The sequence below is a fragment of the Enterococcus sp. DIV0840 genome, assembly GCF_050527835.1.
Classification (GTDB): domain Bacteria; phylum Bacillota; class Bacilli; order Lactobacillales; family Enterococcaceae; genus Enterococcus_L; species Enterococcus_L ureasiticus.
The window spans coordinates 2,042,642-2,066,966 of the sequence record NZ_CP172876.1; the positions used below are offsets into that span (position 1 = coordinate 2,042,642).

Below are 24,325 nucleotides of genomic sequence, written 5' to 3' on the forward strand. Positions count from 1 at the left end.
TAGAAAAATAAAAAAGAACAAGAGCAAACTAATTTGTTTGCTCTTGTTCTTTTATCTATAGCTTTTAATTGCTTTTCATCAATTCAGTAACATAAGCTACTGTATCAGGTTGTTCTGTCTCAATCTTAGTAATAGCTTCAGAAAAGTTTGGTAGATGATCTTTATGGGCAATCAATAGTTCATCCAATAAGGTTTTAGCCATTACTCCTCCTGGAACTAATGGATTGATTGTGAACGCATGTAACGCTGCTCCATAATCTCCATCAATAGCAGCACGAATAACAGTTTCTTCCATCCCTTTCATGACTTGAATAATACCACGAGCTGCTGGCGGGAATGCTCCCCAATTGTAGGGTTCATGTCCATGTGCAGTTACAGGACCTGAAACTTCAACAACGCAATCATACGGTAAATCAGTGATTGTTCCATTGTTTTCTGTTGAGACAACCATGTCTGTACGTTTATCATTATGAATTGAGGCAATCAATTCACATGCTGCATCACTGTAGTGTGTGCCGCCACGTTGTTCTAGTTCTTTTGGTTTGTAATCTAAGTTTGGATCCTTGTAAAGTTCAAATAGACGAGCCTCAGTTTCTTTTACCACTTGGGCTCTTGTTTCACCTTTTTCAAACTCTTCGATCGAATGTTTCAGCATTTCATCTTCGATATAATAATAACGATGATAACCACATGGCAACATGCCTAGGTCTTTAATTTGCTCATAATGGAATGATGCGTTGTGGATATTTTTTAAATGACTTTCAGAATCTTCTTGTGGTCCATAAATCAAGTCAATCAATTCTTGCGTCCGCTCATTTCCTTGTTTATCCCAAACGCGGTGCCAATGGAAGTGATTGATTCCAGCAAATTTGAAGAATAAATCATCTTCAGGAATTCCTAGTTTTTCAGCAGCTTGTTTTCTGTGCCCGATCGGCACATTACACAAACCTGCAGTTTTCTTCCATCCACCATGTTTTATGGCTGCTTCTGTCACCATTCCTGCAGGATTGGTAAAGTTAACAAGCCATGCATCGGGACATAGTTCTTTCATGTCCTCAATAATTCCAAGAATTACCGGAATCGTACGGAATGCTTTAAACATCCCTCCAGCTCCATTTGTTTCTTGTCCTAAAACACCATGCGATAATGGAATGCGCTCATCTTTGATACGTGCATCAAGAAGCCCTACACGAAATTGTGTTGATACAAAATCAGCGTCTTTTAGAGCCGCACGACGATCTAATGTTAAATGTACTTCCCAATCTAGTCCAGCTGCTTTGACCATGCGTTTTGCCATTGCCCCAACAGTTTCTAATTTTTCTTTGCCTGCTTCAATATCAACTAACCAAATTTCTTTGATTGGTAGTTCATCTTTTCTTTTAATATATCCCTCGATCAATTCTGGTGTATAACTTGATCCTCCACCAATTGTTGCGATTTTCAATGCTTCTCTTGTCATGTGTTTCCCTCCTGATTTTTTGTTCAGAAAATGTTCTGACATCGTTTACATTGTAATCATAATGTGTGGGAATGTTCCCATGTCAAGGTCTTTTTTTAATTATTTTATGTTATACTTAAAAAGTGAAGTTCTCTTTCTATTCATTCAATTAGTGAGGTGTTGTAATGACAACGATTATTGATGTAGCAAAAAAAGCACAAGTCTCAAAATCAACTGTTTCTAGAGTCATTTCTGGAAATGGTTATGTTAGTCAAGAAAGTCGAAAAAAAGTATTAGAAGCAATGGAAGCGTTATCGTATTCTCCTAATTTGATCGCTCGTAATCTCCAAAGTGGTGAAACCAAAACGATTGGATTTCTTGCACAAGGTTTTATCGATCCGTTAGGTATTTTTCTGGAAAGTTTTATTTCTATTGCGAAATCCTATAATTATTATGTAACTCTTTATTTTACTGATGGAGATAAAAAGAAAGAAATCGATGCCTTAAACCAAATGAAGTATAAACAGCTAGATGGTGTTTTTATTTTGACTCGAGCCAATAAATGGGAAATAATCGAACCTTATAGTCTCTACGGTCCGATCGCGACCTGGCATCGTATTGATTCTGAGCGAATCTACTCTTCTTATATTGATCATTATTCAGGTTATTTACGCTCATTAGATTATCTTTTTCAACGTGGCTATCGTTCGATTGGACATGTTTTGGGCCATTCTGAAAATCTGAATACGAAAGCACGTTTAAGAGCAATTGATGATTTCCATAACGAAAAAAATATCTCAAGCAAAGATGAATGGATTTTCCGTGATGAAAATAGAATTGACAATGGGCGTCGTATTGCTCAATTATGGCATAAAATGATAAATAAAACGGATGCAATGGCGTTTTATACTGATTCAGTTGCCGCAGGTTTTATATCGGAGCTTCAAACTTTAGGTTACTCTATTCCAGAAGATGTAGCGGTTATTGGCTTTGATAATAGTGAAATCAGTCGATTGATGCACATTACGACTGTGGACTATTCGATCAAACTACAAGCAGAAAATTCCTTTATTTATATTCATAACCAGCTCAATAAAGAAACCATTCCAGAACAAGAAATGAGTGTTGGCTTGATTGAAAGAATGACTGTTCCTTTGAGAGAACAAAAAAAGAGTACTGAAGATTAAACGCTTCAGTACTTTTTTCTTGCTTATTTAGTTACTTTTTTACGTTCATTTTTTAATATTGAGATCGATTGTTTCAATGATTTAAATACGCCGCCTTCGCTATAAACCAATACATTAGATTTGTAAAGTTTCGCTGAAAACATTGTTAATAATACGCCGAAAACAACAAGAATCAAAACAGAAATCATAGCACCTGCCGTAGTTACCGTTTCACTTGCTAAACGAATTGGCATGATGAAGGATGAAATCAATGGAATATAAGAAGATACTTTAATCACAATATTCTGTGGGTCCGTTGTTCCTAATGAAATTCCAATAAAATAGCCAATCATTGCGATATAGATAATCGGTTGAACAGCTTTTGCCGTATCCTCTGGTTTTGATACCAACGATCCGCATAATGCTGCTAATACTGAATAGACCAACACTCCTAGCACAAAGAATGCTAACGTGAAGAATAGGAAACTACCAAAAATATTAGTAAAAGAAAGTCCTTCTAAGAAACCTTTCACAATCTCCATGTCTTTTAATTGTGTATAACCGATTCCAATTGCGGCAGCATAGATCACGATTTGAGTCAGTGCGACCATAATGACTCCAGTTAATTTCCCGTAAAAATGGGTTTGAGCTTTGGTACTGGATAAAATAACTTCCATGATCCGTGTTCCTTTTTCAGAAGCGATTTCTTGTGCAATAATCGATGCGTACGTGATGATAATTACCCAAAGAATGATGGTTATCACAAATGACATCGCTGACTGGATCGCTGTATTATCTTGACCTGTCGTCATTTTTCCATTGTCATCAAAGCTGACTTTAGTCTTTTCAAAATTTGCTGGTTGGCTTAAACTTGTTAATTGTTCTGTGGTTAAATTTAATTTGCTTGCATTCAATGATGATTGAAGTCCGTTAAGCATTTGGCCCATCATTAATTCTGTCGTAGTGCCTAAAGAAGATTCTGCATATAATTTCCCTTGAATTTGTTCTGTTTTAGTTTCTAAAACGAGAAAAGCATCCAGGTCATTTGCTTGCAATTGTTTTTCAGCATCTTTTTGTGACTTGATCACTTTAAACGTATAGTCATCTGTTTTTGCTTGAGCTAATTGTTCTGCCAATGCTTGATTATCTGAAACAAGCCCAACTTTTGTCTCCTCAGAAAAACCGCCTGCCAGTGAACCTGCGATGTAAATGATTCCCATAACAATAAATGGTACAAGGATCATAATAACAAAGGAAGCTGACTTAACATTCTTTTTATAGACATCACTTGCTATAATCCAAAATTTACTCATTTGGTTCACCTGCTTTCATCTTAAATATTTCTTCTAAGGTCGGCGGTTGCTGATTGAACATCGGAATATAGCCAAATTGTGTAGCGCGTGCAAAGATTTCTTGCCCTGCTTTTGGATCATTCAAAGTTACTTCAACGACACCGTCCCCACGTTTAATTGCTGATTTTACCCCATCGATTGCTAAGACTTTCTCAGGATTTAAGGGTGATTCTAAAAACACTTTTGTACGTCCGAAACTCTCACGGATTTCGTGAACTTTTCCATTAAGGACCATCTTACCACTTCTTAACATTACAAGATGATCACAGATTTTTTCGACATTATCCATATTATGACTAGAGAAAATTACACAAGATCCTTTTTCTTTCAATGCGATGATTCCATCTTTTAAAAGCTCGGCATTAACAGGGTCTAATCCACTAAACGGTTCATCTAAAATCACCAATTTTGGTTCATGGATCAGTGTTGCAATCAGTTGAACTTTTTGTTGATTTCCTTTTGAAAGTGATTTTACTTTATCTGTTTTTTTCCCTTTGACTTTGAATTTTTCCATCCATTCGTCAATTTTAGGTTCGATTTCTTTTTTAGTTTTTCCTCTTAATTCAGCAAAATAAATCAATTGCTCTTGAATGGAAACTTTTGGATATAAGCCGCGTTCTTCTGGCAAGTAACCAATATCGTTATAGTCCTTCCCGCTTAACTGATGCCCATTCCAAAGTACGACTCCGCTATCTTGAGTTAAAAAATCTAAAATCAAGCGGAAAGTCGTGGTCTTGCCAGCACCGTTTTGACCGATCAGGCCAAGTATTTTCCCGTCAGGGATTTCAAAAGACATGTTGTCTACAGCTGTATAATCCCCAAATGTTTTAACCAAATTCTTTACTTCTAACATTTTCCATCCTCCTATATTCAAATTAAATCGACTCTTTGTTTCTAAAAGTAAATTTCCCATTTTATTGGTCACGTATTTTTTGACGCTTAATAAATTTTACCATGTATCTGTATTTTTAAAAAAAAATTCTTTAATAAAACGCTGAACAGTATACCTACACCAGCACCCAGAATCGCTAATAAGATGGAGTCTCTAAAAACTTTTTGTCGTTTGGCAAAACGTTCTGGATGATTATAATATTTTGAGCGATCTCTATAAATGACCAATGAGAAAACAATAGTGAACGCTATTCCGAGTGGTAAAATAGTAAATAACATCCCCAAAGATAGCAAAATCCCCCTGACTACCACATTCGATAAAATATTATTTTTAGTTTCTTTGGTTAAGAGTACTAGCATAAATATACTGATACCAAACGGTAAATATATAAGTGTACGAACGAATAGCCATATCCATTCCTTTTTCATACGAATCCAATAACTTTCAGAATCTGAATAAATCGTTGGTGTATCGCAATCAGCTTTAAAATAATAATATTTTTCTTTATAATTTCCGATATTTTCCCAACCAGCTTGCTCATAGATTATCAAATATTCGGACAATTCATCTTATGAACCATCAAAAAAATCCACTGAAAACTCTTTTTCTTCTGGTGAACCCTTTTCAAATACAAGAAAACCTAATTCATTCATTTTTTTAAAGTGCCAACCTTTTCTTGCTTGTCTTTTCAAAATTTGCATTTCCTTCTCAGGATAAAAAGCAATCCCTTTAGAAAAAATGTATTTTTTCCCTTTAAACATCCTCATTTTTTCTCCCTTTTTCAGCTAACAGACGGTTTCCAGCTTGATAAAGAAGTTTCCGGCGCTCAATATCCAACTTTAAGATATCAAGCCCTTTATCCGTAATTAAATACGTTTTCTTCCGTTCATTACTTTCCTCTAGCGTAATCAATTCGGTTTTTTGTAACTTTTTCAAAATTGTGTACATGCTAGCTGGACCAATATCTACCTGTCCATTTGTTAAAACATTCACTTCTTTCATAATGGCATAGCCATGTTGCGGTTCTAGTAAAGCTAACAGAATCAAATACGTGGAATCCGTCAGTGTATCTTCCATGATATCTTGCCCCTTTATATCGTTAGATGATATATCACCTAACGATATAGTATCGTGAATTATTCACTATGTCAAATACTTTTAAAATTTCTAAACCGATTTTTTCCTTAAAAATTTTTGCATAGCATAAAAAGAAGCTGGGACATAACTCCACGAGTCACACCCCAGCTTCGAGAAATCCAGATAAACGGTGGGAGCAAAAGCAACCACTACACTTTGTTTCGATCTCATTAACTTCTACGCATAAAACATGCTAGAATTAAAGGCTTCGGAAATAAGCACTTCTGTCCAACCTCTTTTTGCTCTATCGACTATTATGAGTTTTCACTTGAACCAGTTTCTTCCTGATGCAAGTGATCATACACATTTTTAGCAACATTTTTCGGCAAACCAGACGCATTCAGCTCTTCAACTGACGCTGCTGTTATATTTTTTAATGACTTAAATTGCTTTAATAACTCTTTTTTTCGTTTTGGCCCTAATCCCTCTATATCATCTAAGCGAGAAGCAAAGCTATTTTTACTTCGTAATTGACGATGAAAAGTAATTGCAAAGCGATGAACCTCATCTTGAATACGCTGTAATAAAAAGAACTCTTGTGAATTTCTTTCTAAAGGAACAATAGCCAAATTAGGCCCAAAAAGAAGTTCACTTGTCTTATGCTTATCATTTTTAGCCAATCCTGCTATTGGAATATCTAACCCTAATTGATTATCCAAGACTTCTTTGGCAGCATCGATTTGACCTTTTCCTCCATCAATCACGATCAAGTCCGGAAATGGTAGATTCTCCTTTAAAACACGTGAATAGCGACGATAGATTACTTCACGCATCGATGCATAATCATCTGGACCTTTGACTGTCTTTATTTTATATTTACGGTATTCCTTTTTATCAGGTCGTCCATCTATAAAAACGACCATCGCAGAAACTGGGTCTGTCCCCATGATATTCGAGTTATCAAATGCTTCGATTCTTATAGGTGTCGGTATATTCATGGCATTACCCAGCTTTTCAACAGCGCCAATTGTTCGCTCTTGTTTCCGCACGATTAGGTCGAATTTTTCTTGCAAAGCGACGGTAGCATTTTTGCCAGCTAACTTAACTAATTTCTTTTTTTCTCCTCGTTGAGGTTGTAGCACTTTCGTTGAAAGCATCGCTTCTACACTCGCAATATCGATATTATCTGGAATCAAGACTTCTCTTGGAATGAAGTGTTCGTTTTCTTGGTAGAATTGCCCGATAAAGGTTAAGAAATCCTCTTCTTCTTCATTGTAAAAAGGGAAAATCGAAACATCTCTTTCAATCAACTTACCTTGACGAATAAAGAATACTTGAACACACATCCAGCCCTTATCAACTGCATAACCGAAAACATCACGATCCACTAAATCTGCATTTGTCATTTTTTGGCGTGTCATAACGGTTTCGATGGCTTTGATTTGATCGCGGTATTCTGCTGCCTTTTCAAATTCCATATTTTCTGCGGCTTCATTCATTTTTCTTTGTATCTCTTCTTGAATAACCGGGTGTCCGCCATTTAAAAAGCTTTTGATTTCTGCAACCATTTTTGTATAGGTTATTTTAGGAATATCAAAAACGCAAGGCGCTAAACATTGACCCATGTGATAATACAGGCAAACTTCTTTAGGTAGCACTCGACATTTTCTTAAAGGAAACAGGCGATCTAGCAATCGTTTTGTTTCATTTGCCGCCCCAACATCTGGGTACGGACCGAAATATAGCGCTTTGTCTTTTGAAACTTTTCTTGTAATCAACAATCGTGGGTAATCTTCATTTGTGATTTTGATAAAAGGATAACTTTTATCATCTTTCAACATGATATTATACTTAGGATCATTTTTATGAATCAAATTGATTTCGAGAAGTAATGCTTCAATGTTTGATTCAGTTACTATATATTCAAAATCTTCTATCTCACTGACAAGCCGTTCTGTTTTCGTATCATGGCTGCCGCTAAAATAAGAGCGTACACGGTTTTTTAAAACTTTTGCTTTACCAACATAAATGATTGTTCCGTTTTTGTCTTTCATCAAGTAACAACCTGGTTGGTCAGGAAGCAATGCTAATTTATTTTTGATTCTATCGTTCATAATACTTCCTTTCTTATTTCTTGATACATTATATTATAGCATTTTCTACAAGCTTAGGCATAAAAAATAGGATGAAGAAACTCTCCATCCTAAGAATATGTCTACAGATATTTGTCAATCATTGCACGTAGCTGTTCTTTTGAATGAACACCCACGGCTTTTTCTACAACTTCTCCGTCTTTTTTCAATAATAATGTTGGAATACTCATGATTCCAAATGAAGCTGGCGTTTCTGGGTTTTCATCTACATCCATCTTCGCAATTTTTACTTCACTTTCATCATATTCTTCACTTAATTGTTCTAAAATCGGTGATTGCATGCGACAAGGGCCACACCATGTTGCCCAAAAATCGATCAAAACAAGACCGCTATCTGTTTCAGTTGAAAATTCTTTGTCTGTAATTACTTGTGTCATAGTATAGACCTCCTACTTATTAAAGCTAAACAGGCTCGCCAAACCTTGACAGAAAAATCGAAACAATTAATTGAGATCCAATTTTCCCGAAAGCTTAGTCTGTGAAGCTAGATAATGATTTATAAAGTCATTATATCACTCGTTTGTTCATTCGACTAGTTTTCTGCTTACTAAAGGTAAGCAGCCTATTTGAATTTTACAATCGTCGCTCCATTACCGCCTTGGTTGCCTGGAGCAAACTCAAAACTACTCACACTACGATGATTTTTCAGGTAATCCGTAATACCTGTACGTAAAGCGCCAGTTCCCTTGCCATGCACGATCGTCACTTGAGGATAGCCTGCTAAAATTGCTGCATCTAGATATTGATCTACTTCAGCTAACGCTTCTTCATATCGCTTCCCACGTAAATCTAGTTGGTTTGCTACATGACTACTCTCACTTGAGCGAATAGCCGTTACTCTTTGCGTTGGTTCCTTTTCGGGTGCAACAGGAGTCATGTCACTTTCATCAACAGTCATCTTTAAAATCCCCAATTGAACTTGCCATTCATTATCGCTGGATTTACGGATCAACGTTCCACGTTGACCAAAAGTGTTGACGATCACTTCATCACCTGATTTTAGTTTCTTTTGTTCTTTGGCTTTTTTCAGAACTTTATTTTTTTCCAGTTTCGCTTCTTCATGGTGAAGTTTTGAAAGTTGTGATTTTGCATCGATCAATTGATGCTCTTTGATGCCACCTTGATTTCCACTGCTTAACTGCATTTTACGAATATCTGAAATAATACCTGCAGCCTCTTCCTCAGCTTGTGATACGAGTTCGTTTGCTTTTTGACGAGCTTTAGCCATTTCCTTTTCTCGCTCATCAAAAAAGTAGCCATAAGCTTCTTTTAATTCATGATGTAATCGCTCAGCTTCATCTACATAATGACGAACTTCTAAATATTCAGTTTCAGCCATTTTACGTCGATTTTCCAAATCAGCAATCATTTCATTTAAATCTTGGCTTTCACCGTCCATAATGTGTTTTGCTTCATCAATGATCGTTGTATCCAGACCAAGACGTTTTGAAATTTCAAACGCATTACTACGCCCTGGAACACCGATTAATAAACGATAAGTTGGACTCAACGTATCAACATCAAATTCCATACTAGCATTAATGGTCCCTGCGCGATTATAGCCATATACTTTTAACTCGGGATAATGAGTTGTTGCCATCACATATGCACTTTTGCTGCCTAATGCATCTAAAATCGAAATCGCTAATGCGGCTCCTTCTTGAGGATCAGTCCCTGCACCTAACTCATCAAATAATACTAGACTATGACTATCCACTTTTTTCAACACATCAACGATATTCGTCATATGGGAAGAAAACGTACTTAAACTTTGCTCGATGGATTGTTCATCACCAATATCAGCAAAAACTTCGTCAAAAATGCCCATACGACTTTCTTCGCCAACTGGAATCGGTAAACCAGATTGTCCCATCAATTGAAGTAATCCTAATGTTTTCAATGTAATCGTCTTACCACCAGTATTTGGCCCTGTGATCACAAGAGCCTGATAATCTTTTCCGATCGTGATGTCATTTGGAACAGCCTTATCTTGATCCAGTAACGGATGTCTCGCTTGTTTGAAGTAAATATGATTCTCTTCACTGATTTGCGGAACTACAGCTTTCAGTTCTTTACCGAAACGAGCTTTGGCATTTACAAAGTCCAATTTCCCAATAACATAGGCATTGTGCATAATATCATTTCGATGCGGAACTAATTCAGCTGATAACTCTGATAAAATCCGTTCAATTTCATTACGCTCAGCGATTTGATGTTGGCGTAAACGATTATTCAGATCAACGATTTGCTTTGGTTCCACAAATAACGTTTGACCTGAGGCACTTTGATCGTGGACGACGCCACCAAAAACACTTTTATATTCTTGTTTAACTGGAATTACATAGCGTTCATTTCTCATCGTTACAATTGCATCGCTTAAATATTTGGCGTTTTTTCCTCTGACGATGCCCTCTAATTGTTCACGAATCGTCTGTTCACTTCTACGAATATTATTTCGAATGATTTTTAACTCTGGAGAGGCTTCATCGGTCACTCGACCATCTTCATCGATCGACTCTTTCAATCTACGACTCAGTTCAGGTAAAACGATCAGTTGCTCGATCCAAGCGTAAAGTCTTAGTAATTCAATTTCACTGTCTTGTAAATCATTAAAAAAACGTATAACTTCAGAAGTTGTAGATAAGACCCGTCCAATATGCGCTAATTCGACACCATTTAAATCAGCTCCAATTTCGATTCGTTTCATGTGGGGACGAATATTCTCTAACTTAGGAATCGGGATTCCACCACGTAAGCGCTGGATTTTCAAACCATCTTCAGTCTCTTTTAGCCAAGCTTGAATACTAGTTGCCTCATTTATAGGAACTAAGTGTTCGATTTCTTCCAAGCCTTGTGCTGTAACAACGTACTGAGAAATTAGTTGTTTGACTTTATCAAACCCTAATGTTTTTAAAATTCGTGTATTCATTTTTTCACCTTCTGTTCTTGTAATACTTGAATTGCTTTATCCTATTTAATCATCTGTTCGATCCACAAATGATAGATTTGCTTAGAAAAAATTGGTGTATCTTTTATGATATATCGTGCTAATCCACTGTTTTTAAATTGATTTTGGACTGAATCAACTGGCAACATCGACAACGCACTTAAAACTAAAAATACTCCGATATAAATAACGATTAAACTTATTAGTCCGCCAGCTAGCCAATTGGCTTGTTTTAACACTGGTACAAAGACCAATCCGTGAGCAAAGATAGCTAAAAATCGCACAACTAACCAACCTGCTGCTAAAATAAGCAAAAACGCTACAGCGCCGTAAAAAGCTTGATCTAAATCAAGCGTAAGCTCTTGTTTGAAAAAGACCAATTTAGTATCAGCTGTTGGTGAAGGATATGGGATGAACAATTCCAGATGAGAGGCTAAACTCTTATAATACGTTTTAGCTATGAAATAAGAACAAAGATAGCCGAATGTATATAAAACTTGTAGAATCAGTCCGCGTCTAGCGCCTGTATAAAATCCAATGGCGAAAAGTAATAAAATAAGTAGTGTTAACATCCTGTCATCCTCTCAGATTATTGGTCTTGAGTGCTTTTACTTTGAATCTGTTGCTTTCGGTTTTCATTTAAGATTTGCTGAGCTTCCATATGATTATGTATTTCTACATCTTCCTGCCCGTTCTTTTTCAAAACACCTCTAGCTTCTTCTTCGATTGCTTCGATGCGTTTGATCCGGTTTTCCAGTTCTGCTAATCTAATTGTCCGTTTTTTTAATTCAGCTACTTCTTGTTCTAAATTAAGCACTTTTTCTTGTTTTTTCAATTGATCAGAAATGGCATTGATTGCCAATAATACTGATGCTTGTTCATCGTTTGTTTGTGGTGAAATATGTTTGATTTCAGCTAATTGTTCATTTACTAGTTTCGTTACTAAATCCATATGTTGTTTGCTTTCTTGTCCGATGATCGTATACGTATGATCGGCAATCACAGCTTTATATCTTGTTTTTTCTTTGACCATGATAGTGTTCCCTCCTGTAGTGATCCATTACATGCTATTGTACCATGAAAGTTATCATTGTGTATTCTCAAATAAATCCTTTCTTATTATATGCTACTAAATAGAAAAGTTAAAGGTCTAGTGTTATTATTACAACTTTTATTATATTCTCACTTGAAAAAACGATGTATCTATCACTCTTTCATGCAGGATACAACAAGTAAACAATGGGAGAAATTATTCGTGTTGATTTTTGTTTAAAATACAACAGCTACAAACAGACTTCCTATTCAGAAGATTTGTTTGCAGCTGTTGTCTACAGTTTGTAATGAAATGGGTACAGAAATAGTAATATATTTAATTGTTTATTTTATAATTATTTTGCATCAAGATTAGAAAGGCTCACTCTTTTTCTGAATCTAGTGCATCATTTACATCTTTGTTCCATCTCTTTTTATTCCACGTTGTGACTTCTTTAAGTAATTTACTAGTATTTTGGGGATCTGGATAATAGTATTCTGCCGTAATATTTCGACGATGCTGATCGATCGGTATATCTAGTACGACCGATTTTTCAGCGGTTGATAGTTCCTGTAAACCATTCGTCTTATCAAATGTTTTATAGTTATCTCCATCAATTTTTACAACAATTTTCGTCACATTTCTATAGTAAGCTGTTAAACGTTTGTTTATTACAGATAACCTGACATACGCTGTACCATCTTCAATAATCGCTTCAGATTCATCTTCTGTCATTTTTTTAGGCATCGGACTTGTCATCGTTGCCTCGGCTGTCAATGTTTTTTGATTTTCTGGAATAAAATCACCTGGGATAAATGGCTCTTCTTTCGGTGATTTCCCTTCTGCTTTTACAACTAAACTAAACTCCGGTGAACCTTCTGGAATCTCAGTCACTTTAGCAGAAAAATTGAAACTGATTACATCATCCTTGGTTAAGTTTTCTACATTAGCGGATAAAATTCTTGATGCCTGATCATAATTCGCAGCAATTTTTTTACCATTTTTCTCAAAAAAGAAATTAAAACTACCTGATGTATCAGTATCCAAATCCTCAGGAATTTCCGTTTTGAAGCAAACATTTCTTATAACTTTTTTGGATTTAGATGGATTATTGTTTGCACTCCTTATTTCTCCTGAATAGGTCAATAAGCTACCAACTCTAGTGATATCAACATCTTTATTGGTTACTGGATCTTTTTCTTTAGTACTTGCTTCAACCTTCAAGTTTTCCAAATTTAAACCTTCTGGCATTATATCTTCTACAGAAATTATTTTAGCTGGCTTGAAGCGTTCATCTTTTTTACTTGTTTTTGCTGCATCATGATAGCCTTTAAAATTCTCATAATCAACGCTTGATGGCATAACATTGCCAGCGATACCGTTAGGATCTTTACTATAGGTACTTAATTGAGCTTTATCTTTTAAATCGTCAAGCTCGCTACCATCTTTAGCAAAAATTTCTATTTTTTCATTAGGTGCTAAATATTTTGGCAAATTAATTGTCCAATTTGCTTTAGAATCTGCGATACTTTTTCCCTTACTTGTTACTTCTGTCAATGTACTCTCTAAAAATTGATTGTTTACTTTTGCAAAGATATAAACTTTATCCGCTAATTGATTATCGTGTTGTTTGTCATATAAATTAATCGTACCTTTGATTTGTTTGGTTGCATTTGTGATCGTGTCTGCTTTTCCAGAAATTGAATCTTTTGTGATCGTTAATTCCATTGGAGGCGTAACATCCTCTGAGGTGACAGGTTTAACAAGAATCGTTGGTTCTTCTGAATTGTCTCGATGTCTGCCTCGTGTAGCACTGATAACTTCTACTTTATCACCCGTTTTGATAAAATCAGCTAATTCCACGACGAATATTCCGCCTCGTGGTTTAGTCTCATCCCATTGCTGAACACCTGGTAAATTTTTTGCGCCTTTATATCCTTTACTCAGAACTTCTTTTTCCATGAGTAGTTTGTTTTCTCTTGTGATTTTAACTTTCACTAAAACTTCTTTTTCCCAAGCATCACGGGTTTCGTCTCCATAACCGACTTTCACACTGACATGTCCATAGAGTTTTTTATCTGCATTCGTTGGAATTCACAGCTCATCCACGATTGGAGCGGAATTATTACCACTCATACGAGCATACTTATGGGCTCCTTTATACGTACTTTGATTGAATTCATCTTTGTAATCTGTACTTACAATCGTCTCAAAATTCCGTCCCTGCAAGGTATACGAAATCGGTGCCCAATACGCATCTGGATCTTGATCTAAATCAAGACCATTTTTGATTTCCCAAACAGAAAGATAGGCTTTTTTTGCTTTGAACACGCCATTATTCGAACCGTTTGAGAATACTTGTCCTCCATTTTGTCGATTGTTTCTTATATCATAAAAACGCGGTTGATCTAGTTCAAAATCGGCTTGGCCAGCCGATTGAATCACGCCACTATTCTGAGAATATGTTTGTCCTTCTGCTCTAAATACAGTATCTTTACCCACTAAAAATCTAAGGCTACCACTTTGCGTCCATAATGCAGGTCCCAACGCTGCGTTGATATAAACTTCACTTTCCTTGCCTTCAAGTGAAAAGATTGACGTTTTGCCAGACCCGTCTATAGGAAATTGAACGCCTTGTTTGCCACCCGTGTCTGAGCCATTGACTGGTCCGCCATTGGTAGATTTATCCGCTTGATTATTTATTTGAAGATCTCCACCGCTTTTTACAAAAAACTGATTGTTTTGTCCATATAAGCGAACACCTGATGCTGACCCATGCTTCTTGGTTATCGAGACTTTCCCTTTATTGGTGATAAGAAATGTCTGACCCCCAACTAATCGAAAGCGAAGCACCGCACCGATGTTGTTACTTTCTCCTTCAGAAGTCAAATTTAGTTCAGAACCTTTTCCATCAACGTAAAAATTACCGTCTGTAACTTGATTGATCATTGCTGGTTGTGCTCTGTGCTTATTATTTGTTTGGCCCAAACTATGAATGTTAAGTTTTGCTCCACTCGTTACTTTTATTACTGATTTAGTTGTCTCAGAACTGTTATTAGATGAACCGCATAAGGAAACAGTTGCACCATAATAATCGGTTAGTGCTCCATTTGATGTAGCGTTAAGAACTGTCCCCTCATCCCTAGCTTCAAAATGAACTTTATTTACGTACCCTTGAGTGTTTGCATAAATAGCTTGCCCTTCTCTACTATGAAGTGTAAGTTTTGAACCTTTTTCGATGACAAAAACCGTATTGATTCTATTTCCTGGATGCATCCTGATTACTGACGTTTTACCTTCAATGCTAATCTGAGCCTGCTCAGTTATCAAAATTTCCTTGGCATTCACAACATGATTCCCTGTAGTACCAGAATTCCACTGGGTTTGACCTTTCATCACTAAATAAGATTTTGCTGCATCAATAAAGGTTCCGGCACTATTTGAGTAAGTATTTTGAATATTTTCAGTTAAAATTGTCCAGCCATCTTGTGTACTTCGGATCAAACCACTGTTATTTTTACTATTAACCTTCATATTTTTTACGACAAAATACCGTTTAGCTGACCCTAATTGAAATGAGCGGTTATTACCTGTACCAGTAGTAAAAGTAAAATTCTTTCCATCGATCATTAATGACCGATTGATTTCTGGCAACGCAGTAGTCCCTGAAATATTTGCACCAAATTCAATATGATCAGTCGATGTATCTTTGATCGCAGCAATCAATTGCTGATAAGTTGTAACGATTTTTTTAGTGGAAGACGGAGCAAAGTTCTGAATTTGTACAATTGAAGGTGAACTAAACATCTCATAACTATTGGTTGAAGCAATGGAGCCTGCTATTGCATACATTTTTGGATTTGCCGTTAGTGAAGATGTCTCAGTTTTTTCTTTAGGTGCAGTGTAATTTATATCCACTGATTTGATTTTGCGCTTTTGTCGATAAATTTCAATATTATCTTTGCTGTCTCGAACAATAGGAAACGGAATTTTAAGGGTTGTTTGTTTATTTGATTTTTTTATTTTGATTTTTACCCCATCGTTATCTGGTACTTCCGTTGTTAAAATTTCCATACCGTCTGCTTTTACTGCCTCCAAAGTTTCTGGGGTAATTAATTGATTTTTCTTTGATTTTAACGTGATCGTTTCTTCTTCGGGATTATTTATCCCTAGTTCGATAACCATTCCAACCTTTTCTTTCATCTCTGGATCAACATATTCTTCAACGTTTAGAGTGTACTTGTTTTTTCCAAAATCACGAAAAAACCAATAGACTTGAAAGCTCAAAAAAAACATACATACAATGAATAATAGACTACCTATTCCCAAACCGATTCTTTTTCTCATGGTGTTCTTCTTCATCACTTTCTCCTCCTTTCCTTACTCTTTTGATTCCTCTTTGACATTTAAATAATACATATTAAATAACAGGGTGAAATCAAATGTGGTAGCATTTCCCTCTTCTGAGGAACTCTTGTAGCTAAAATCGGTTACTTTAATAAAACGCTGATCATTTTCTAAATTATGGATAAAATCCACGAATTCTTGTTTACCTGCTGTACTAAATTCTAAGACGATTTTACTTGAATAGACCTTCTTTGTCTGATCATTTGGGGAAGAAAAAAGTAGTGTATCTTCCGCCGTGATTTGTTTTAATTTAATTCTATTTTTTTCTACTTTTTGTTCTAATCCTGTCAGATATTCTTGAATTTGAATTCCTTTGGAAAATCGAGGTAGTTCATTAACGATCGTAGAATCAAGCAGGTTCTTCTTACCTTCTAACGATTTTCTCGATTGATGCAATGCAGCAGCTTCCTTTTCCGTTTTTACGATTTCTTGTTTGATTTTCCCGACCTCCTCTTGCTTAGGAGAGAAACCCATAAACCAGCCTAAAACAATCATAAGTAGAAAAAGAAAAAAGAATACTACAAACATAACAATATGCTTTTTGGTGAAGATGATAGTCTTCATTTGTTTTTCCCTCCTCTGTCGATTGAAGGTAATTTTTCTTTCAGCATATGTAATTGGATGACTGATTCAAATTTATCACCAGAATCTTCTTCAAATGAGGAAGATAAAAAAGTTGCTTTATTAACCCATTTGATTTGGCTTAGCGCTTCAGTTAATGCACCAATATCGGATAGTTTTGGTCCCTTGATCGTCAAATCAAATTGAATCACTTCTTGTCCATCTTCTGTTGTCAGCTCTTCTTTCGGGGGGACTGCAACAGCTTCATTTTCTGCGACTTCAAGCAAAGGAATGGCAATTTGATACGTTTCGATTGTTTGGTTATATTTTATGACCACTTCATCTAAATTTTTTGCCATATCAGCGAATAGTACTTGTTTACCTTTCAACTCAGTCAAATATTGTTGAACTTCTTCAGACTGTTCTTTTTTTAGATTTGAAATCTGACTCATTAATTGCGCCTGCTCCATTTTTTGGGTTTGTACAGATTCTTCCAACGTTTTTGCTTCCTGCTGTGTTACTAAATATATTGTTGCAAGGCCTGCAGCACCAACTCCTGTTAACACAAGAAAAAGGATAATCAAAAAAAGTGAAGCTTGATTTTTATAAAATTTATCCGGCAATAAATTAATATTCATACGTACTTACACTCCTTTCATGGCAAGGCCTGCTGCTAATAGATATTTTGAAGGAATTTCATAACGTTTTTCTGTATTGACTGCAACCACAGGACTATCGATTCTGGTTTCCATTGATTTAACCACTTCTTTAAATAGTAAAGGATGCTCTCCTACCAGATAAATTTTGCTGATTTTTTTCCCAATTGCCAGTGTATTGCTATAGTAATAAAGAATATTTTTAGTTACATCCGCTAAATCAGATAAAGCTTCCACTTCTTTGTCTTTATGAAATTCTACTTTGTATTCTCCATTGTTATCTTCTATATATTTCCAATTGGCTACATTATATTCTTCGTATTGGCTGTATATTGGAATATGGTTTTCAAATATTGTAAAAGTCGCTACACCACAATCAACCTCGATCAATAATAAGACATCCGACCACTTAATATTTCTGCTGATGGCGCGCGTGTATGCTAAAGAATTCAGATCCACTGCACTAGGAATCCCGCTGGCTTGCTGGATACCGTCACCTAAGCTGATCAGTGTTGGTTCAGAGGTTGCGACAAAGTATATTTCGCCATCCACAACCATACGATCGCGCCTCGTTGCTTTTACTTTTTGTTTTGCAGCTTTTTTTTGTACTTTCTTTTTCTGACGTGCTTTTTGCTTTTCAAATACTAGTAAGTCAAATGTTGGTTGCTCAAACGGAACAGAAATAGATTCTCCCAATTCCAAAAATAAATATTTTTTGACTTCCTTATCATTTCGCATCCCATTTTCTGGAATACTTCTAATCAGCAACTCATGATTACACGCTGAAAAAACAACATGAGGATTTTTGATGTTATGTTCTTTAAATAATTGCTTGATTCCTTCCAGCAGCATTTGTTTATTCACCAGTTTTCCATTTTTAAAAATACTGGATTTTAAAACAATTTCTCCTTTTTTGTGGATAACCAACGGATTAGTACTTTTTAAGATTACAAAACGGATCACATTTTTTTTAATATCCAAACCAACGACAGTTTTCAATCCTTTTTTTAAAATGATCGTCTCCTCCATTTCTGCCCCATTTATCTAGATTTTTTAACCAAAGAATAGTGAAAAAGCATAATTCAATTGCCCCGTCGCATAACAGTATACAAGCCAACTGCCTAGTGCGATGAAAGGACCAAAAGGAATGTGCTTTCTTAATTTTTTCTTGATAATCATCTCACCAATGCTGTAAACTAACGCTAAAACACTCGCTAAAACCAGCGTTATCAATATGTAGATTGGTCCTAAAAATAGGCCTAACACAGCGAATAATTTTATATCGCCGCCAGCCATGCCGCCTTTACTTAAAAGTGCTAGCAGGAAAAGAACCCCAAAACCAACGGCAAAACCTAATGGTGCAAACCACCATGGGTTTAATTGCTGAACAGTGAATCGCTCGATGATTGCTAAAATGAAAAATGGTATCAACACCTTATTGGGAATTTTTTGTGCCGTGATATCCGTTACGGTAATAATTAGTAATAATGATAATAGCGTCCACGCAACTAAGGTTTCGTTGCTCGTTCTTAATAGAAATGCAGACGATGTAAATAAGATACCAGATAGACACTCAAAACCTATGTAAACAATACCGATTTTCTTATTACAGTTGCGGCATTTTCCTTTTAAAAGAATATAAGAAAATACGGGAACTAATTCCCAGAAAGCTAAGGTGTGATTGCAATTTTCACAGTGGGAACGTTTCTTTACAATATCCTCCCCTCGAGGAATTCGTTGACCGATCAATAGATAAAAAGAACCTAGACATGTTCCTAGGGTGAATATGAATATGTAAAAGAATAGGTATTCGTAAATAGTTGGTAGATTTTCCATCCTAATCCCACTTTTATTTATTATTGAGACACAAGGTAACTATCTCTTAAAAATGAATGGAGAAGGAAAACTTTCCTTCTCCTAAATTTTACACTACTTGTATTAAGGATTAGCTCGCTGGAGGAGTGCTAGATCCAATACCAGTTTTCCAAAGCTCATCTCTTGTCAATTTTGCAACTTGATCTTCAGTTACGTCTGTTATTTTCACATTTTTCTTAGAACCCGCTGACAATATTTCTCCCTCAATAGTCATCAAAATTTTACCGTCACTATTAGCTTTAAATGTTACACCTTCTCCATTTGATAAAAAACCAATTTGTGAAATATAATTCTTCTCTTCAAGAGTTTTTGCATTAACACTACCACCAGCAGTAGTTATCGGAGCGTCTTTTTCTGACATTTGATATAGATTCGCTGATTGCATTAAAGACTGCACATTTGAAATACCTGCATCCTCTCTATTCTTCTGAATAACACTAGAAATCGCAACCGCTCCAATTCCCGCAATAATCGCCATGATTACTACAACTGCAAGTAACTCAACTAGAGAAAGTCCTCGCTCATCCTTCAATATTTTTTTTAACATTTTTGTTTCTCCTCTCTGTGTACAATTTTTATGTACGTTTTTTTATGATAAACATAAATAGTCACTATTTATGTGTCATCCTCTGATTAGCCTTGTACCGCATCATACATAGAAAACATCGGTAACAGAATCGCTGAAACTATCAACCCAACAATTACACAAATCACGATGATCGTTATTGGTTCCATGATCAACTTGATCCGCTCACCTAACATTTCTACTTCTTCTTCAAACATGTTACTTAATTTCTTCAACATGCTTTCCAGTGAACCTGTCGACTCACCGACGATTGTCATCTGAGTTACTAGTGGCGGAATGACTTTATCTTTGCTGAAAACGTCACTTAGTGAACCGCCTTTTTCAACTTCTGCCTGACAACGATGTATGAGTTGCTTGATATATAAATTGTCCACTGCATCAGCAGACATCCCTAAAGCTTTAGAAATAGAAACGGAGCTTTCTAACAATGTCGATAGGGTGCTCAACATCATATTTAAATTACTTTTTTGGATCAATTCGCCAAAAACCGGCATCCGTAAAATCAGACTATGCCATTTAAATTTCAGCTCAGCATTACGCATCATTAACTTAAAACCAATGACAACTGCTGCAATCATAACGAGCAGTATCCAGCCTTTTGTTTGTAAAAATTCACTTAAGCCGATTGTAATTTTTGTGATTGCTGGTAACTCTGCATCCAAACTTTCAAACACTGTCACAAACATTGGAACAATACTCACGATCAAGAAAATCCCTACACAAAGCGATAGAACCAACATGATGATTGGATAAATCATTGCAGTGATCACGCCACCGCGTGCTTTGGCTTTTTTCTCATAATAGGTACTCATTCTCAATAAGGTTGCATCTAGCGTTCCAGACATTTCCGCTGCTCGCACGATGCTTACTAGCATTGAAGGAAAGGCATTAGGATGTTTGCTGTAACAAGTAGATAACGCATCTCCACCTTTTATTTCTTCACAAATTTGCAGTAGTATCTTTTTGAAATTCTTATTCTGTTCTTGTTCTGCCAACATTTCACAAGCTGACGTAATTGAAATTCCACAATCAATCAACGTTGAAAACTTCTGCAAATACTCAGCAAGCAATTTTACACTGACTTTGGTAAACAACTGAATCTCTTTGGTAGCAAACGTCTCTTCTTGTTCAATAAGTAGCGTAGAACGTAATCCTTTTTTTTTAGAGATTGACCTGCTTCGTACAAACTATCAGCGCGCAAACGACCTTTTTTTATACTCCCCTGAATTGTTTGAGCTTCATAAGAATAGATTGCCATTACTATTCCTCCTCACCAAGCAGCGCTTCTGCAGCATCAATATCCACTTTTCCAGAAGAAATAAGCTGTTGCAGACAACTTTCCATGGTATACATTCCATCGCTTTTCCCTGTTTGGAGCATATTACTGATTTGATGGGTTTTATTTCCTCTAATTAAATTTGCGATGGATTTATTATTTACCAGCATTTCAGTTGCAGCTACTCGTCCGTTATTACCACGATTAGGCAATAAGCGCTGCGCCAAGATTCCCACTAATGCACCTGCCAGCTGGGTCCGTACTTGAGACTGCTGTTCAGGTGAGAAAACATCTACGATCCGCTCAATTGTTGCAGCAGCACTGGTTGTATGAAGTGTTCCTAAAACTAAGTGACCTGTTTCAGCGGCTGTCAGTGCGATTGAAATAGTATCAAAATCACGCAATTCACCCACTAAAATAATATCTGGATCTTGACGAAGCGAGGCCCGCAAGCCATTAGCAAAGGATTCAGTATCTACACCAATCTCCCGCTGGTCGATCACGCTCATTTTATGATTGTGAACATACTCTATTGGATCTTCCAACGTAATGATATGCGTCTTTTTCGTTCGGTTAAGATAATCGATCATAGATGCTAAGGTTGTTGACTTACCCGATCCAGTTGGCCCAGTAACTAAAAACAGACCTTGTTTTTTTGAATCATTGTTTTTAAAACTGATGGTACTCCCAATGAACTTAACTCAGGAATCTTTGTTGCAATGATCCGCAAAGCAATCGAAACATTTCCTTTTTGTCTAAAGATATTCACACGGAAACGGCTAGTATTTTTAACCTCATAAGCCAAATCGACTTCTCCGCGTTCTTTAAATTCAGCCCATTGTTCCCCATTACACATCACTCGTCCATACATTGAAATAGTTTTATTCGTCAATACCTCTTCAGATGTGACTTCTGCTAACTCTCCATTCAAACGAAAAACAGGAGACAAACCTACAGTCAAATGAATATCTGAGACCTTATTACGAACAGACTCTCTCAATAACTCATCAAAATTTTCTTTATATGGTCTTAATTTAGGATTTATTTTCCCTGGTCTTTCTTCTTTGCTTCTTGCTGCTTGTTGCGCTAGCAATTCTATTTCTTCTTGCATTTTTTCTCTCCTTACTTTATAAATTTATCCATCGGCTGTAGCTTTCAGTACTTCTGAAATGGTTGTAAATCCTCTAACAACCTTGTTTAAGCCATCATCTAACAATTTTTTCATGCCATTTCTTTTGGCTACCGCTACCAATTCATTTGCTTCACCGTTTCTAGAAATCACCAAGCGAGCTTCTGGAGTGACAATAAACAACTCTTGAATTGCTATTCGACCTTTAAAACCACTCATATTACACTTTTTACAGCCCGTTCCTCTATAAAGTTGGTCGACATATACATTATTTTTTTCTAAAAATTCAATTTCTTCAATTGTTGCAGGTTCTTCTACTTTACAGTTAGGACAAATCGTACGAACTAATCGTTGTGAGAGAACACCAGTTAACGCATTTGCCACTAAAAATGAATCTACCCCCATATCGATTAATCGGCTGACTGTAGCAATTGAATCATTGGTATGCAATGTACTTAGGACCATATGACCTGTCATTGAAGCTCGAATCGCAATTTCTGCTGTTTCCGCATCACGAATTTCTCCTACCATGACAACATTTGGATCCTGACGTAAAATCGAACGTAAACCTGCAGCAAAGTCTAAGCCAATGTCACTATTGACCAAAACTTGGTTAACACCGTCTAACTGGTACTCTACAGGATCTTCTACTGTAATGATATTGACATTAGGCTGATTCAATTCATTTAATGCAGCGTATAAAGTCGATGATTTCCCTGAACCTGTGGGTCCTGTTACAAGAAAAATACCATGAGGCTGCTTTAATAACTCTTTAATTCCACTTAATACATCTTTATCAAAGTTAAATTCATCAAGTCCTCTTAAACCTGATGACATATCAATGATCCGAATAACAACTTTTTCTCCATAAATCGTCGGTAAAATGGACACGCGCAAATCAACCATTCGGCGGCCACTTTGGATTTGCGCACGGCCATCTTGAGGCAGTCTTGTTTCAGTGATATCTAAAGAAGAAATAATTTTTAAACGAGATGTTACTGCCTGTTGAACGTTTTTAGGTAACTGATTTAGTTCAACTAATTCTCCATCAACACGAATTCTGACGTTCAAACTTTTTTTTTGTGGATCAAAATGAATATCACTGGCTTTTTTGTCTACAGCAGCCTGAAGCAGTGAATTGACCAATTTGATGATCGGTGAGTCGTCTTCTAATAGCGTATTCGTTGACTGAGTTTCTCCAATAGCGATATCGTCCGTTGCGTCCTGCAACCATTCTTCCAACATCAAATCTTCTGGATAATGTTCTGTAATCATTTGCCTGATGTCAGATGATGAAGCAAAATAAGGCAAGGCCGACATACCTGTTATCAATCGTAATTCATTAATAACGTCATAGGCCATCGGATTGACCATCGCTACTACAAGACGCCCTTTTCTTTTTTTCACAGGAAATAGCTGATGTTTTTGGGCAAATTTTTTCGGTACTAACTCAAGGACAGCCGTTTCTCTTTCCACCGTAAATAAATCAATGATTCGGATTCCAGTCTGTACGCTTTGGAGTTTCATCAATTGAGTTTCATCGACGTGATGCTGATCCAGCAGAACTTTTTCAACTGAGTTTGTTGAAGTGATCTGCTCTTTGATTTCTTCGGCTTGCTGTTTCGTTAATAATTTTTGTTTCACAGCAATTGCTAAAAGACCATTTTCATCGACAGTTCGATTTTGGGAAGATTGGCTAGGTTGTGATCTTTCTCCTAACGGCGGTCGTACTTTTTTCCTTCTGCGTACTTTTTTTTCTTCCATCAGTGCCTCTCTC

General features: G+C 36.3%; 22 protein-coding genes and 1 pseudogene. 1 reads left to right on the forward strand and 22 read right to left on the reverse strand.

Annotation, left to right across the window (positions count from 1 at the left end):
• Positions 1-64 precede the first annotated feature (64 nt).
• Positions 65-1,459 (reverse strand): 6-phospho-beta-glucosidase, encoded by a 1,395-nt coding sequence (locus IGL98_RS09735; protein ID WP_206846838.1) that lies wholly within the window; start codon positions 1,457-1,459, stop codon positions 65-67.
• 164 nt (positions 1,460-1,623) lie between these two features.
• On the opposite strand from IGL98_RS09735, the gene IGL98_RS09740 reads away from it, so the two are divergent.
• Positions 1,624-2,625 carry a LacI family DNA-binding transcriptional regulator gene (locus IGL98_RS09740; RefSeq protein WP_206846837.1) on the forward strand — a complete coding sequence of 334 codons (1,002 nt, stop codon included), beginning with the start codon at positions 1,624-1,626 and terminating at the stop codon, positions 2,623-2,625.
• Positions 2,626-2,648: 23 nt separating this feature from the next.
• On the opposite strand, the gene IGL98_RS09745 is transcribed toward IGL98_RS09740, so the two are convergent.
• From IGL98_RS09745 to IGL98_RS09845, 21 genes and pseudogenes are all read right to left on the reverse strand, one after another.
• Positions 2,649-3,917: an ABC transporter permease gene (locus tag IGL98_RS09745; RefSeq protein ID WP_206846835.1), complete on the reverse strand. Its 1,269-nt coding sequence runs from the start codon at positions 3,915-3,917 to the stop codon at positions 2,649-2,651.
• Positions 3,910-4,809, reverse strand: a complete 900-nt coding sequence (locus tag IGL98_RS09750) for an ABC transporter ATP-binding protein (protein WP_206846833.1) — start codon at positions 4,807-4,809, stop codon at positions 3,910-3,912. The genes IGL98_RS09745 and IGL98_RS09750 overlap by 8 nt, the downstream gene beginning before the upstream one ends.
• Positions 4,810-4,895: 86 nt before the next feature.
• Positions 4,896-5,615 (reverse strand): annotated as a pseudogene (locus IGL98_RS09755) (DUF2812 domain-containing protein).
• Positions 5,602-5,925, reverse strand: coding sequence for a PadR family transcriptional regulator (locus IGL98_RS09760; RefSeq protein ID WP_206846828.1), 324 nt, complete (start codon positions 5,923-5,925; stop codon positions 5,602-5,604). Before IGL98_RS09760 ends, IGL98_RS09755 begins: the two are co-directional and overlap by 14 nt.
• Positions 5,926-6,239: 314 nt before the next feature.
• Positions 6,240-8,039, reverse strand: a complete 1,800-nt coding sequence (gene uvrC, locus IGL98_RS09765) for an excinuclease ABC subunit UvrC (protein ID WP_206846827.1) — start codon at positions 8,037-8,039, stop codon at positions 6,240-6,242.
• 101 nt (positions 8,040-8,140) lie between these two features.
• Positions 8,141-8,455, reverse strand: a complete 315-nt coding sequence (trxA, locus tag IGL98_RS09770) for a thioredoxin (protein ID WP_206846826.1) — start codon at positions 8,453-8,455, stop codon at positions 8,141-8,143.
• A 185-nt stretch (positions 8,456-8,640) separates the two neighbouring features.
• Positions 8,641-11,007, reverse strand: a complete 2,367-nt coding sequence (locus IGL98_RS09775) for an endonuclease MutS2 (protein WP_206846825.1) — start codon at positions 11,005-11,007, stop codon at positions 8,641-8,643.
• Positions 11,008-11,048: 41 nt separating this feature from the next.
• On the reverse strand, positions 11,049-11,597 hold the full coding sequence (locus IGL98_RS09780) for a CvpA family protein (protein ID WP_206846824.1): 549 nt from the start codon (positions 11,595-11,597) through the stop codon (positions 11,049-11,051).
• 17 nt (positions 11,598-11,614) lie between these two features.
• Positions 11,615-12,058 (reverse strand): cell division protein ZapA, encoded by a 444-nt coding sequence (gene zapA, locus IGL98_RS09785; RefSeq protein ID WP_170922941.1) that lies wholly within the window; start codon positions 12,056-12,058, stop codon positions 11,615-11,617.
• Between the two features lie 381 nt (positions 12,059-12,439).
• Positions 12,440-14,110, reverse strand: coding sequence for a hypothetical protein (locus IGL98_RS09790; protein ID WP_206911337.1), 1,671 nt, complete (start codon positions 14,108-14,110; stop codon positions 12,440-12,442).
• A gap of 42 nt (positions 14,111-14,152) precedes the next feature.
• The gene (locus IGL98_RS09795; RefSeq protein ID WP_206911338.1) at positions 14,153-16,420 is read right to left on the reverse strand and encodes a pectate lyase-like adhesive domain-containing protein; all 2,268 of its coding nucleotides are present in this window, start codon (positions 16,418-16,420) and stop codon (positions 14,153-14,155) included.
• An 18-nt stretch (positions 16,421-16,438) separates the two neighbouring features.
• Positions 16,439-17,029 (reverse strand): hypothetical protein, encoded by a 591-nt coding sequence (locus IGL98_RS09800; protein ID WP_206846821.1) that lies wholly within the window; start codon positions 17,027-17,029, stop codon positions 16,439-16,441.
• Positions 17,026-17,664, reverse strand: a complete 639-nt coding sequence (locus IGL98_RS09805; RefSeq protein ID WP_206846820.1) for a hypothetical protein — start codon at positions 17,662-17,664, stop codon at positions 17,026-17,028. Before IGL98_RS09805 ends, IGL98_RS09800 begins: the two co-directional genes overlap by 4 nt.
• Positions 17,665-17,670: 6 nt before the next feature.
• Complete coding sequence (gene pilM, locus IGL98_RS09810; protein ID WP_206846819.1) at positions 17,671-18,711, reverse strand: type IV pilus biogenesis protein PilM; 1,041 nt, start codon at positions 18,709-18,711, stop codon at positions 17,671-17,673.
• A gap of 24 nt (positions 18,712-18,735) precedes the next feature.
• A complete protein-coding gene (locus IGL98_RS09815) occupies positions 18,736-19,518 on the reverse strand; it encodes a prepilin peptidase (protein ID WP_206846818.1) in 783 nt (260 codons plus the stop codon).
• A gap of 109 nt (positions 19,519-19,627) precedes the next feature.
• On the reverse strand, positions 19,628-20,104 hold the full coding sequence (locus IGL98_RS09820; protein WP_206846817.1) for a type IV pilin protein: 477 nt from the start codon (positions 20,102-20,104) through the stop codon (positions 19,628-19,630).
• Positions 20,105-20,190: 86 nt separating this feature from the next.
• Positions 20,191-21,237: a type II secretion system F family protein gene (locus IGL98_RS09825; RefSeq protein ID WP_242590034.1), complete on the reverse strand. Its 1,047-nt coding sequence runs from the start codon at positions 21,235-21,237 to the stop codon at positions 20,191-20,193.
• The gene (locus tag IGL98_RS09830; RefSeq protein WP_242590035.1) at positions 21,216-21,401 is read right to left on the reverse strand and encodes a hypothetical protein; all 186 of its coding nucleotides are present in this window, start codon (positions 21,399-21,401) and stop codon (positions 21,216-21,218) included. The genes IGL98_RS09825 and IGL98_RS09830 overlap by 22 nt, the downstream gene beginning before the upstream one ends.
• 2 nt (positions 21,402-21,403) lie before the next feature.
• Positions 21,404-22,111 carry a PilT/PilU family type 4a pilus ATPase gene (locus IGL98_RS09835; protein WP_206846842.1) on the reverse strand — a complete coding sequence of 236 codons (708 nt, stop codon included), beginning with the start codon at positions 22,109-22,111 and terminating at the stop codon, positions 21,404-21,406.
• A complete protein-coding gene (locus IGL98_RS09840) occupies positions 22,054-22,530 on the reverse strand; it encodes a hypothetical protein (protein ID WP_206846815.1) in 477 nt (158 codons plus the stop codon). The genes IGL98_RS09835 and IGL98_RS09840 overlap by 58 nt, the downstream gene beginning before the upstream one ends.
• Before the next feature lie 24 nt (positions 22,531-22,554).
• Positions 22,555-24,312: a GspE/PulE family protein gene (locus IGL98_RS09845; RefSeq protein ID WP_206846814.1), complete on the reverse strand. Its 1,758-nt coding sequence runs from the start codon at positions 24,310-24,312 to the stop codon at positions 22,555-22,557.
• Positions 24,313-24,325: the final 13 nt, after the last annotated feature.